At 57.9% G+C, this 12084-nt stretch carries 11 protein-coding genes; 4 read left to right on the forward strand and 7 right to left on the reverse strand.

Features of this window, described 5'->3' with window-relative positions; all coding sequences use genetic code 11:
* The first annotated feature begins 6 nt into the window (after nt 1–6).
* Genes ACURWW_RS10675 through ACURWW_RS10685 form a run of 3 tightly spaced genes read left to right on the forward strand, consistent with a single transcriptional unit; the run spans nt 7 to nt 4707 of the window.
* Nucleotides 7–348 carry a hypothetical protein gene (locus tag ACURWW_RS10675; protein ID WP_445617279.1) on the forward strand — a complete coding sequence of 114 codons (342 nt, stop codon included), beginning with the start codon at nt 7–9 and terminating at the stop codon, nt 346–348.
* A 22-nt stretch (nt 349–370) separates the two neighbouring features.
* Nucleotides 371–4309: a hypothetical protein gene (locus tag ACURWW_RS10680; RefSeq protein ID WP_445617278.1), complete on the forward strand. Its 3939-nt coding sequence runs from the start codon at nt 371–373 to the stop codon at nt 4307–4309.
* Nucleotides 4306–4707, forward strand: a complete 402-nt coding sequence (locus ACURWW_RS10685) for a type IV pilin protein (protein ID WP_445617277.1) — start codon at nt 4306–4308, stop codon at nt 4705–4707. The genes ACURWW_RS10680 and ACURWW_RS10685 overlap by 4 nt, the downstream gene beginning before the upstream one ends.
* 49 nt (nt 4708–4756) lie before the next feature.
* Here the strand turns inward: ACURWW_RS10685 and ACURWW_RS10690 are convergent, their stop codons facing one another.
* From ACURWW_RS10690 to ACURWW_RS10700, 3 genes are all read right to left on the reverse strand, one after another.
* The gene (locus ACURWW_RS10690) at nt 4757–5146 is read right to left on the reverse strand and encodes a cupin domain-containing protein (RefSeq protein WP_445617276.1); all 390 of its coding nucleotides are present in this window, start codon (nt 5144–5146) and stop codon (nt 4757–4759) included.
* Nucleotides 5143–5607 (reverse strand): carboxymuconolactone decarboxylase family protein, encoded by a 465-nt coding sequence (locus tag ACURWW_RS10695; RefSeq protein ID WP_445617275.1) that lies wholly within the window; start codon nt 5605–5607, stop codon nt 5143–5145. Before ACURWW_RS10695 ends, ACURWW_RS10690 begins: the two co-directional genes overlap by 4 nt.
* Nucleotides 5608–5710: 103 nt before the next feature.
* Nucleotides 5711–6535, reverse strand: a complete 825-nt coding sequence (locus tag ACURWW_RS10700; protein ID WP_445617274.1) for a helix-turn-helix domain-containing protein — start codon at nt 6533–6535, stop codon at nt 5711–5713.
* 256 nt (nt 6536–6791) lie between these two features.
* On the opposite strand from ACURWW_RS10700, the gene ACURWW_RS10705 reads away from it, so the two are divergent.
* Entirely contained in the window at nt 6792–9536 is a 2745-nt protein-coding gene (locus ACURWW_RS10705; protein ID WP_445617273.1) for a M1 family metallopeptidase, read from the forward strand.
* Between the two features lie 289 nt (nt 9537–9825).
* On the opposite strand, the gene ACURWW_RS10710 is transcribed toward ACURWW_RS10705, so the two are convergent.
* The 4 genes from ACURWW_RS10710 to ACURWW_RS10725 form a co-directional block, all read right to left on the reverse strand.
* Nucleotides 9826–10344, reverse strand: a complete 519-nt coding sequence (locus ACURWW_RS10710) for a GyrI-like domain-containing protein (protein ID WP_445617272.1) — start codon at nt 10342–10344, stop codon at nt 9826–9828.
* A 103-nt stretch (nt 10345–10447) separates the two neighbouring features.
* Entirely contained in the window at nt 10448–10852 is a 405-nt protein-coding gene (locus tag ACURWW_RS10715) for a VOC family protein (protein WP_445617271.1), read from the reverse strand.
* Nucleotides 10853–10875: 23 nt separating this feature from the next.
* A complete protein-coding gene (locus tag ACURWW_RS10720; RefSeq protein WP_445617270.1) occupies nt 10876–11301 on the reverse strand; it encodes a YciI family protein in 426 nt (141 codons plus the stop codon).
* Nucleotides 11302–11542: 241 nt separating this feature from the next.
* On the reverse strand, nt 11543–12016 hold the full coding sequence (locus tag ACURWW_RS10725) for a VOC family protein (RefSeq protein WP_445617269.1): 474 nt from the start codon (nt 12014–12016) through the stop codon (nt 11543–11545).
* Nucleotides 12017–12084: the final 68 nt, after the last annotated feature.

Raw genomic sequence — 12084 nt, forward strand, 5'->3', positions numbered from 1 at the left:
AACACAATGAAATGTCGTGCCACTATCGCGTTTGCCGGCCTGGTGATGCTGTTTAGCGGATCGGGCCACGCCGTGCGCATCGCCCATGTTCCTGATCTGGTAACGATCGAAGTCGCTCACATTGAGCTGCTACATAACCGCCAGAAAGGTGATGGGATGCTTATCGCCCGACCCGCCGAGCTCTGTAGCGGCTGCTCGCCCGTATCTTTGACTTATGATGCTTCAGTCGATCTCAGTGTGAATGGTTTTGACACTGACCGGGCGATTGACCGCTCCCAGATCTTTCACGGAAGCGTCAGTTACGATCCAGAGACCATGAAGGCTGCCACAATAAATATTTATGAGTGATTTCCCCATTCGAGGATTGTCCATGATCACACGTTTCGAACTCCGCCCTTGGATGATCACCGGTGCATTGATTGCACTCCTCTGGGGCGGCCAGGCCCTTGCAGACGACACCGACATATATGTTACCGAGCGCGAGGGGGCCGAAGAAAGTTCCCAGCCCAACGTGCTGTTTATCTTCGATACTTCGGGGAGTATGGCGTACACGATCGAGACATACGTTCCCTACGATCCTGATACAGATTATGGTGATTCGTCCGACGACCGAATTTATGTTTATTCGACGGATCTCGAAAACCTGATTACCTCCATCGAGCCGGAACAAAATAACTGCCAGGCGATGCAGCAGCAGATCGATGCAAACACAGGCAATCCTGTGTGGCAGGGGACGGCCGCGTTCTGGAAGCCGGACCCCCAAGGCGGGGGAAACGGGGGTGGCGACAATGCCACTTATCGAGACGAGTTTGACAGTCGGCGCTATGACAATAATGACGGATCATCGAACTGGTCGTCCGATTGGACCGAAACCAATGATGATGGGGACCCGCGGCGCGGCGCCATTCAGGTGCGGAATGGAACCAACGACCTGCGCATCCGCGGTGCAGGAGTCGGAATTGAACGTACAGCGGATCTGAGCGGGTACGACACTGCGAGCTTGTCATTTTACTACGACATGGATATTCAACCCGTTTGTACCGATTACTTCTTATGGTTTTGCAGAAATGAAGAGTTTCCGGCAGATCAATCGGTTTCTCTCATCGTCAACGGAACGGTTGTTCGGACTTTTGATCACCAGGACGGCAGCGGCACAACGGAACCGATAGATTTCACAGCAGAGGTTGGAGCACCGCTGACAATCGAGTTTTCGTCGTCAAACGGCTTTTACCGACAATCCGGTCAGGACTCAACCCCGACCTTTTTCATTGACAATGTGTCGATCTTGACAACCGCCGCTAATGACGCGCCAGAGGAACACGCGGAGCCCGGCAGCTGGGAAAACCTCTGCGGAAATGGATGGAGTTGTGACTACAAGGACACGAGCATCGTAGAGTGCGCAGCGGATGCCGGAGTTCATGGCTCAGGAGACGACGACCTCAACTACGCTGCCGACGCCAGCGGGCCGTACACAAGTAATTCCTCGAATGCATTCGATTGGAACGGCATTGTCGATGACCGTAAGTACGTGTCCGCCAATTACCATGATTACCTCAGGCAAGGAACGACGATCGACCGCCGAAAAATCGACGTTATGAAGGATGAAGCCAAATCCCTGGTGGATATCTTCGATGGAATCAATCTCGGATTGATGCGCTTCAACTACTATGATGGTGGTCACGTTGTCCACCATTTTTCCGATATATCTGATAACGATGAGAAGGAAACAGTAAAGGGTGTCATTGATGAGCTTCCCGCCAGTGGAAGTACGCCGCTAACGGAATCACTTCACGAGGCGATGCGATATTTTCGGGGAGAATCGCCCATATATGCTTATAAGAAGAGGACCCAGAACCAGTCGGATGGGGTATCGGACGGCATAGATCCGAGCGCGATTGATGGCGCAACCTACAACTCACCGATTGTTAACTCCTGTCAAAAAAACTACATCGTACTGCTCTCGGACGGTCAGCCTCAGTATGACGATGACAGCGATGAAGCCATCCGAGCGCTGACGGGCAGCAACTGCAACGCAGCGCGAGTGGACTTCAACGGCAACAGTTGTCTGGATGAGTTGGCGGGGTACATGGCGAATAATGACCAGAGTACGGTCACCGGCGATCAGGTGGTTAAGACTTACACGATTGGTTTTGACATCGATCTGCCGTTGCTGGGTGAAACCGCCAGCGAGGGACAGGGCAAGTACTATACGGTCGGAGATTCCAAGGACCTCAAGGACGCGTTTTCCCAGATCATTGCGGAGATCCTGGATACCAGCGCCACGTTTACGGCTCCGGCAGTGACGGTGAATGCCTATAACAACCTCCAGCACCGTAACGAGCTGTACTACGCTATGTTCAAGCCACGGGCCACCTCGCGCTGGCCCGGGAATATCAAGCGCTATCAAATCAACGGCGATGGAACGGTAACGGATGTTACCGGTGCCGAAGCGATCGATGAGAACACCGGCTTTTTCAGCGGCACGGCCCGAAGCTGGTGGTCGCGGGAGCGCGACGGCGAGCGTGTGGAAAAAGGAGGAGTGGTCGACAAACTCAATTCCTTGCGGGATGTGTATGTTTACACTGGAGCAGCCTCGCCGGCCAATGTCTCGCTGGCAACCGATGAACACAAGCTGCATCCGGATAATGACGCGCTGACAAATGCTCTGCTCGGACTGCCTGATGGAACCTCAAGCGCTGCGCGGAATACGCTGATAAACTGGGCCCGTGGTTACGACGTCCAGAATGTGCGTGCCGAGAGCGATTATCACAACTTCTTCGCGGACCCGCTTCATACACGACCAGCAGTAGTGACATACGGTGGCGACGACGACAACCCGGACGACGTGGTGTTTGCCATGACCAACCTGGGCTATTTGTCGGCGATCAATACTGATGATGGCGAGGAGATTTTCAGTTTCATCCCCAAGGAAGTCTTGCCCAACTTGAACAAGTACTTCACCGACAGCGCGGAGATCAACAAGGTCTACGGGCTGGATGGGCATCTGACTGTATGGCGGGAAGAAAGCAGCGAGGACGCGGACGTCGAGATCGAGCCCGCCGATGGCGACCGGGTTCACCTTTACTTCGGAATGCGCCGAGGCGGTAACCACTATTATGCCCTGGATGTGACTAACCGCAGTAATCCCAAACTTATGTGGCAGATCACGGGCGGCAGCGGCGACTTCGCCGACCTGGGGCAGACCTGGTCTAAACCCGTGCTGGCGGATGTGGACTGGGGCTGCGACGGTGATGGGAATAACTGCTCGACCAAAAAGGTACTTATTTTCGGGGGTGGCTACGACACGGTTCATGACACTGCAGTTGCACCTACTACGGATGATACCGGCGCCGCGGTCTTCATGGTGGACGCCACCAACGGCAACCTGCTCTGGTCCGCCGGAAAGGACGTGGGGCACGACCTCACTTTGACCGGAATGGAGAACAGCATCCCCGCCAATGTGACTACCGGCGACCTGGACGGCGACGGGACCATCGACGTGATGTTTGCTCTGGATATCATGGGCCACCTGTGGCGCTTCGACGTGAACGACGAAACCACCTCGGCGTCGGACTTCGTCACCGGGGGCTTGGTCGCCGACATGTCTGTGTCCGTCACTGACGCGGATGGGAACGTTAATGAACCGGAAAAGTTGCGTCGCTTCTATAACTCGCCGGACGTGGCCATGTTCACGCCGCGCGGGCAAAAACCGTTCTTCACCGCTTCGTTCGGTTCGGGCTATCGATCGAAGCCGAAAGATGAGGTAATCACTGACCAGTTTTACGTCGTTTTTCTGGACAGTGTTTTCCAGGCACCTACCGATGAAGAAGGTGATGTGGAATATTCGGTGGTGGAGCACGACGACCTGTTCGATGCCACATCGGAGTTGGCTAATAAGGCAGTCAACGCGCCCAACGGATATCGCATCGATCTTACCGGCAGCGGTGAAAAAGCCATAGCGGATTCACTTACATTCAACGGCAGGGTTTTCTTTACCACCTACATCCCGGACTGGAGCGCCGATGCTTGTGGAGTGGATATCGGCGGAAGCCGCTTGTACGCGTTGGATGTTCTAACCGGCAAGGGACTCTTCCCCAACGGTAATCGTTCTGAGGACCTTTCACACGCGGGAATTGCCGCAGATCCTGTAATTATCTTCACGAACAAGGACACGGACGGTGATGACGATACGGACGATGGAACCACGGAGCCTATTCTCTGTGTAGGGACTGAGTGTTTCGGCGAAGGTGATGGGGATCTTACCGGTAGTAATGAATTGCTGAACAAAACGTACTGGAGAGAACAATGATGTTTCCGCGCAAAGCCGGAGGTTTTACCCTTATCGAAGTGATGATCACCTGTGTGATTGTCGCCATCCTGGCCGCCTTCGCTTACCCCATGTATCAGGACAGTGTGGCCAAATCCCGGCGCTCGGACGGTATCGGAATGCTCAACCAGGTTATGCAGGCCCAGGAACGCTATTTCACCCGCGAGATGACCTATACGGACAAGCTCAAGGGGCTCGGCTACAACAACGATTCGGCTGAGCCGTCCGCGGAGGGCTATTACAAGGTCACCGCCGGTGCCTGTGCCGCTGGTGTGGCCCTGTCCGAATGCGTGCTGGTGACGGCGGTACCCCAGGGTCAGCAAGCCGGTGACGGCAATCTGACCCTGAACAGCCGTGGAGTGAAAACCGGGCCCTGGTAATCCCCGCTCGGCCCGGTTCTCCACGTGAGGCGATTTCGACGGGCGCTGCTCAGTGCACCGGTACGGTGGTTGGAGCGCCCGCCGGGTGCAGAAACATCACCAGTATCCTGGCCGGTTCGGTGTTGCTCGTGTTGCGCGCCACCACGTGGACGTCCTCGGGTGACTCGTAGAACGTATCTCCGGTTCCAAGCTCCACCAGTTCACCCCCTTTCACCTGAAACTCCAGCTTCCCTTCCAGTACATAAACAAAGGTGTGGGCATTGTGCCGATGGGGAGCGGAGGCTTCTCCCGGCTCAAATTCCACCGTTACCATGGTCGCTTCCCGGTTCTCTTGAAGCGATGGAAGCTTCTGGCGGGCAAGGGTGTCCACAGCCGTCGCGAAGCCGGACTCCGCGACCATGCACAAAAGGAGCGCTGCGAGTGAATGAGAGCGGATCATTTTCCAACCTCCGCTTCGAGACTGGGCTTGAATCCGGCAGTGGCCACCACCCGGTTCCAACCGTTAATCACGACGATGACGGCGATCAGGTCCATCACCTCCTTTTCACTGAATTCAGTTCTCACCTGTTCGTAGGCCCGATCCGTGACCGGACCGTTGCCCGCCAGGCAGGTCAGAGTTTCACATAGGCTCAGGGCAGCGCGTTCGCGCTCAGTGAAGCAGGGTGCTTCCCGCCAGGCGGGCAGCAGGTCCAGTCGAGCCTGATCCTCTCCATCCCTTCTCGCTTCACCGTTGTGCATGTTCAGACAGTAGGCGCAGCCATTGAGCTGCGAGGCGCGCACATTGACCAGGTGTATGAGGCCCGGCTCCAGGGAGGTGGCGGCCTCTCCCAGAGCGCGCAAGGATGCCAGGATCTGGGGTTGGAGCTGGTAGGCGCGCGCGGGGGCGATTCGTTCGTGCATGGGGGTCTCCTTCATTGGGCAGTTCTTCAGGGGAAAGCGATCACGCTCTCCGCCTCGAAGCGTAAGTGGCGGTGAGGAAGGAGGATTGTATTTTTGCGTCGGGTCAGGGGCCTGAAGTGCTCAGGTGCGCCCGATGGCGGCGCCGATAGTTACCGGGCGTCACTCCAGTGACCCGCCTGAACTGGCGGATGAAATGGGCCTGATCGTAGTAGCCGCAGGTTAGCGCGAGATCCGTGAGGGATAGGTCCGCCTCCTGTTTGATCAGGGTCCGGGCCTGCTTCACGCGCAACAACAGCCGTGCTTCGTGAGGGGCGAGGCCGACCTGCTGCCGGAACAGCCTTTCCACGGTGCGCCGGCTGGCGCCCCAGCCGTCGAGTAACTGGTCGGTGCTCAAATGGGTGCGGAACAGCCGTGGCCAGAATCGGGCAATCTTGTTTGGTTCCGAACCGCATCGCGCGGCTTGCTTCAGTAACCACGAATCCAGCAACTGTGCCCGCTGCGGTGGACTGGCCGGGCGCATCTGGTCGATCAAAGCCTCTATACCCGGCAGTTCCAGAGTGGCCGCGTTGCAGGGCCCGGCAACGAGCTCTCCAATCGGGAGACCGAGCAGATGAAAGGCACCCGCCGGGTGAAAGCGCAGCCCGAACAGATCCGCGTCGCCTGGCAGGCTCAATTGCCTGAGTGCCTGGGTGGCATTGAAGGAGGCATGTGGGCTGCCGGAGAATTTGAAAATCAGACTGGTGGCCCCGTCGGGGTACAGATTCTGTTTCGTGTCTGGCGTGGGGTTGCACCTCACCGACCAGTAGGATTCCACCCATTGGCACAACGCCGGGTGGGGCGACAGGCGTCGATAGCCGAGATGGTCCAGGCCCTGGGTCAACACCTCGCTGGAGCATGCCGGATTAGCTGAGTCCCTGTGTGTCCTCATGGATGTCTCCCGATGATTCCCATCTGAATATCACAACCCGCTGAGCGCTTCAATATATCCCCAACCGCTTTGCGACCAATGCCCTTGCTCCCGGCGAGGTGTATGTGGAAAACTGCGTCCCGACTTTTTTTATTCATGCTCACCAGGTTGTTGACCAAAGATCTGCTTGAATACTGGAGCGTTGCGCCGCGATTCTTCCACCGGCGTCGTTAAACCCGCTCACGATCGTCAGCAACCTGCTACAGGGAATTTGTCTATGTTTGTTCAAACCTTCAGCAGGAGTATCTTGCGTCCTCTGTTCACAGGCCTGGCCTTGTCTGCGCTGGTGGCTTGCTCCGGAGATCCGGAATCCGGCCAGGAGCTGACCGGAACCCCGGGGTCAGTTGAGTCCGCTGCGGACGAGGCGCCCCTGGGCCGTTTGCCCAAAACCGTCGAGCCTCTGCATTACGATCTGCGTCTGCGAATCGACCCGGACCGTGACTCGTTCTCGGGCACGAGCCGCATTCAGGTGCGCCTGCACGAGTCGGGCGATACCGTATGGCTGCACGGGAAGGACCTTGTTGTAGAGTCCGTTCGCGCGGAACTGGAAAATGGTGAAGAAGTAACCGGCCGCTACGATCAGGTGGCCGACATCGGTGTGGCGCGGCTGCAGTTTCCATCTCCCCTGCCGGCCCAGGACCTGACTCTGAACATCGAATACAGCGCACCCTTCAACACCAGTCTGGAGGGCCTGTACAAGGTCAGCGCCGGGGGGCAGGACTACGCATTCACACAGTTCGAGGCCACGTCGGCCCGCCTGGCCTTCCCGGGTTTCGACGAGCCCGCCTTCAAGGTGCCCTTCGACATCCAGGTGGAAACAAGAGAGGACTACGCCGCGGTCAGCACCACGCCGATTGCGGAAGAGACTCCACTGGATGGCGGCTTCAAGCTGCTGCGTTACCAGCGCACGAAGCCGCTCCCCACGTATCTGATCGCTTTCGCGGTGGGCCCGCTCGATGAGGTCGAGGGCGAACCGATCCCCGCCACCAACCTTCGTGAGAATCCGATCCCCTTCAGCGCCTACGCAGTCAAGGGGAAGGGCCCGCAACTGCGATATGCACTGGAGAATACTGCCGATATCGTCATCGCGCTTGAAGAGTATTTCGGTCAGGCCTACCCCTACGAAAAGCTCGCCTTGATTGCCGTACCGGATTTTGGCGCGGGAGCGATGGAGAACGTAGGGGCAATCACCTACCGTGAGCAGCGCCTGCTGGTTGACGAAGACAGCCCGCTGGCGGTGCGGGAAAATTTCTTCCTCACCCATACTCACGAGCTGGCCCACCAATGGTTCGGTAACCTGGTGACCCCCAATTGGTGGACGGATATCTGGCTGAACGAAGCTTTCGCAACCTGGATGGCCACCAAGGTTATGCACCAGCTTCAGCCCGGTGCCGGCTATGCCCAGCAGATGCTGGACAATGCGTTATCGACCATGGACATCGATCGCCTGGTGAACGCGCGCCAGATTCGCCAGCCGGTGGAGAAGCATGCCGACATCGGCGCCGCATTTGATGGCATTACCTACCAGAAGGGCGGGGCAGTACTGTCCATGCTCGAGGGTTTTGTGGGTGAAGAGGCCTTTAAACAAGGCATTCAGAATTACATGGTCACCCACCGACACGGTATTGCGGATGCCCGGGATTTCGTAAGGGCCATCGCCACCGCCCGCACGGACCTGCCGGAGGGGCAGATTGAAGCGGCCTTCTTCTCCTTCCTCGAGCAGCCGGGTACTCCACTGGTTGATCTGGACTGGGAATGCGAAGAAGAGGGCGGGGCCAGCGTAGCGGTTCGCCAGTCGCGCTATCTTCCCCTCGGCTCTGAGGGCTCACCTGAGACATCCTGGGTTTTGCCCTTGTGCGTTGCCTACGGACAGGGCGATGCCCGGGCGGAACACTGCCAGGTTATCGACCAGCCGGAAGCCAGCTTCGACCTGCCAGGAGCGTGCCCGAGCTACATCATGCCCAACGCGAACGCGTCGGGTTACTACCGTTTCGCGTTGTCACAGGACAACTGGGAGAAACTGTTGAATGCTGAGGGCCTGAGTGCGAGGGAGCAACTGGCCGCGGCCAACAGCCTCAGTGGCGCTTTCCATAACGGCGCCATAAATGCAGGGCAATATCTCGACATGCTCGCCGCGGTAGCCAGGGTCGACGATGCGCAAGTGGTGAACGCGCCGTTGCCCGACCTTTACCTGATGAATCAGTACATGCTGAGCGAATCAGAGCAGGCGGCATTTGCAGAACGTGTGGCCGGTCTTTACGCGAACGCATTGGAGAAGGTGCAGCTTGGCGAAGAGTTGGAGACGCTGGATCAGGTCCGCCTGCGCACCACTCTGTATCGTCTTTTCGCCATGCTGGTAGAGGAACCCGCAGTCCGGCAGCAATTGACGGGGATGGCTCTGGAATATACCGGCTTTGAATCCGAAGCGGGTCCCGCAACAGATGCGCTCGAAAGCAATCTGCGGGAGGTTGCGCTGACTGCGGCGGTGCGACAGGAAGGCCGGGAGTTCGCCAGGCATCTGCTGGCCCTGTTCCATGACAGCGACGACGCGGTGCTGCGCGAGGAACTGCTCCGTGCAGCCGCAAATAGCAGTGATGCACAGTTTCGCGCTGAATTGCGCGAGCTGGCCCTCTCCCCGGATATCCGCGACAACGAAGTGGAGCACATCCTCGCGCCCATGATGAATCGGAAGGAGAGCCGGGAGGAAACGTGGACGTGGCTCCGAAGTAACCTCGATGCGATCATCGAGCGCCAGCCGTCCTGGTTCCAGGGGCGGGTGATTGAATATGCGGCCGGGTTCTGCGATCTGGAAACGGGCCGAACCATCGAAGCCGAGATGGGCGACCGGATCGCGTCCCTGCAACGAGGGCCGCGCAGCCTGGCGACAACCCTGGAGCGGATTGAACTCTGCGCCGCATTGGTTGAGGAGCAGGCACCCGGTTTGCGGGCCGCGCTGCAATAGCATTGATTGTTGGGTTACGCTTCGCTAACCCAACCTACGCACTAACCACGATCCGGAGCGTAGGTTGGGTTAGGCCTATCAAGGCCGTAACCCAACAATCAACACCCCCCGGATTCCACACCCCAAACGGGAGGTGCGACGTAGGTTGGGTTAGGCCTGCAAGGCCGTAACCCAACAATCAACACCCCCCGGATTCCACACCTTGATTGGGAGGTGCGACGTAGGTTGGGTTAGGCCTGCCAAGGCCGTAACCCAACACTCATGCTCCCTGGCCTACCACAGCCTCATCCTATGGAGTGTTCGACGTACCGGCTTTCGCACGACGCACCGGGAGCCAGATCTCGATCGGTCCCGCTCCGCGCTGCCAGTCAAAACTGTCCCGGTAACATTCGAGCACCGGCCCCGCCACAGGGCGATAACCCGAACGCGGAAGCCAGCGGCCGTGAATGGCCGCAAACGCATAGCCCAGGTGGCCCATCGGGCCGCGGTGGAGGAACACGGCATAATGCTGGGTGGGTATCGGGACCTGAATCAGCCCGGGTGCAAGAAGAGATTGGTGGCTTGTCCGGACACCGCACAGGTAATCAAATCCGGCTTCGCGGCTGTTCCAGCACAATCCAAAGGTTTGCTCGCCGCCCGCCTGTCGGATTTGCTGCAAAGGTTCCTGGGCATCCCGCCACTGATCGGTGATTCCGCTCCGTTCCGCGAACTTATAGCTCCGGTTCAATCCCACAAGGTGGAAACCGGTCTTCTCTCCCAGATACAGGGGTTCGGGTGCTCGAGAATTCGGCGCCGCTCCAACATTCATGAGGCCTCCTTTCGATACCGGACGGCAGAACCATGGCGGAATCTTCCAAACAAATCGGCAGCCGTCCGGTCGTCTCCTGCTGCCGGCGAACCGCCGCCAGTGCTCAACTCTGCACGGTCGCGGGGTCCATCCAGATCAGTTCCCAGACGTGGCCATCCAGATCCTGAAATGCATGCTGGTACATGAATCCATGGTCCGCGGGGTCGTTGAAGGTTTTGCCACCTGCTTCCACCGCTTTGCTCACCAGTTGGTCCACCTCTCCGCGGCTCTCGCAACTCAGCGCAATCATGACCTCATTCTGTTGCCGGGGATCACTGGGCGGGTTCGGCGAGAAACCGGTAAAGTAATCCCGAGTCAGCAGCATGGAGTAGATGGTCTCACTGATGACCATGCATGCTGCGTTTTCATCAGTGAACTGTGGGTTGAACGAGAAACCCAGAGCTTCGAAGAAAGCCTTCGACTTATCCAGGTCGGAAACGGCAAGGTTCACAAAAATCTGTCGGGTCATTGGCAGTTTTCCTTTGCTGGCTTTCAGTTGGAGCGCTCGAGTTCCTGGCGCATTCGTTCCTCCCGCTCCCGAAGCTCGGGAGTGAGTTCATCGCCGAAGTCCTCCGCTTCGAAAAGGGGGCGAATTTCAATCTCGGATTTCCCCTCCATGGGATTGGGGCAGCGCTTCACCCAGTCGATGGCCTCGTCCATGGATTTGACGTTCCAGACCCAGTAGCCCGCCAGCAGCTCGCTGGTCGCCGCAAACGGTCCATTGACCACTTCGCGGTCCTTGCCCTGGAACTGAACGCGCACACCCTTTGAGCTGGGGTGAAGGCCCTCACCGGCGAGCATGATTCCGGCAGCGAGAAGTTCTTCGTTATATCGGGTCATCTCCTGGAGGAGTTGTTCAGTGGGCATCACGCCCGCCTCGGATTCCGCTGTGGCTTTGACCATTACCAGGACTTTCATAGTGCTTTCCTCGTTTGAGAGTCAACAGACTTTGTTGGGTTACGCTTTGCTAACCCAACCTACAAACGTGCCCCGGGGCTGACTCCTTCCCGTAGGTTGGGTTAGCGAAGCGTAACCCAACATGAAGTGGGAGTTTCGCACTCCTCCGGGTCCGGTTCAGTTCGGTGCCCGTAGGTTGGGTTAGCGAAGCGTAACCCAACACCCTGAGGCCCGGCACCGGCAGTTCGGTTCGTGCCATAGGTTAGGCTGGCTCCGCCGCCTGCCTGAGAGCGGGCAGATCCAACTTGATCATTTTCAGCATTGCGCTTACCACCCGCCCCTTGGTGGCTGGATCGGAATTGTTGAGCAGGTCCATCAACTCGGTCGGCACAACCTGCCAGGAGACTCCAAACCGGTCTTTCAACCAGCCGCATTGCTGTGCCTCTCCGCCCTCCAGCAAACGTTCCCAGTAGTAGTCCACCTCGTCCTGGTCCGCGCAATTGATTACGAAGGAGATGGATTCATTGAACCTGAACAAGGGGCCGCCGTTCAGCGCGGTAAACTCCATACCTTCGATTTCAAAAGAGGCTGTCATGACCGATCCTTCCGGGCCCGGCCCTTCCTTGCCGTAGCGGGCAATGGTGCCGATTTTGGCATCCCGGAACACGGAGGTGTAGAACTCGACGGCTTCTTCGGCCTGATTGTCGAACCAGAGAAAAGGGGTAATCTTTTGCATGGCTGGGTCCTTGTGTGCACTGGGTGACTTTGTGTCTTCTAGTCGTGCCGAACACCAGCCAATCGACA

This window comes from Gilvimarinus sp. F26214L, assembly GCF_054401055.1.

Excerpts from the sequence above, each read along its gene's own strand:
- ACURWW_RS10675 (WP_445617279.1), top strand. The coding sequence starts at position 7 with ATGAAATGTCGTGCCACTATCGCGTTTGCCGGCCTGGTGATGCTGTTT.
- ACURWW_RS10680 (WP_445617278.1), top strand. The coding sequence starts at position 371 with ATGATCACACGTTTCGAACTCCGCCCTTGGATGATCACCGGTGCATTG.
- ACURWW_RS10685 (WP_445617277.1), top strand. The coding sequence starts at position 4,306 with ATGATGTTTCCGCGCAAAGCCGGAGGTTTTACCCTTATCGAAGTGATG.
- ACURWW_RS10690 (WP_445617276.1), bottom strand. The coding sequence starts at position 5,146 with ATGATCCGCTCTCATTCACTCGCAGCGCTCCTTTTGTGCATGGTCGCG.
- ACURWW_RS10695 (WP_445617275.1), bottom strand. The coding sequence starts at position 5,607 with ATGCACGAACGAATCGCCCCCGCGCGCGCCTACCAGCTCCAACCCCAG.
- ACURWW_RS10700 (WP_445617274.1), bottom strand. The coding sequence starts at position 6,535 with ATGAGGACACACAGGGACTCAGCTAATCCGGCATGCTCCAGCGAGGTG.
- ACURWW_RS10705 (WP_445617273.1), top strand. The coding sequence starts at position 6,792 with ATGTTTGTTCAAACCTTCAGCAGGAGTATCTTGCGTCCTCTGTTCACA.
- ACURWW_RS10710 (WP_445617272.1), bottom strand. The coding sequence starts at position 10,344 with ATGAATGTTGGAGCGGCGCCGAATTCTCGAGCACCCGAACCCCTGTAT.
- ACURWW_RS10715 (WP_445617271.1), bottom strand. The coding sequence starts at position 10,852 with ATGACCCGACAGATTTTTGTGAACCTTGCCGTTTCCGACCTGGATAAG.
- ACURWW_RS10720 (WP_445617270.1), bottom strand. The coding sequence starts at position 11,301 with ATGAAAGTCCTGGTAATGGTCAAAGCCACAGCGGAATCCGAGGCGGGC.
- ACURWW_RS10725 (WP_445617269.1), bottom strand. The coding sequence starts at position 12,016 with ATGCAAAAGATTACCCCTTTTCTCTGGTTCGACAATCAGGCCGAAGAA.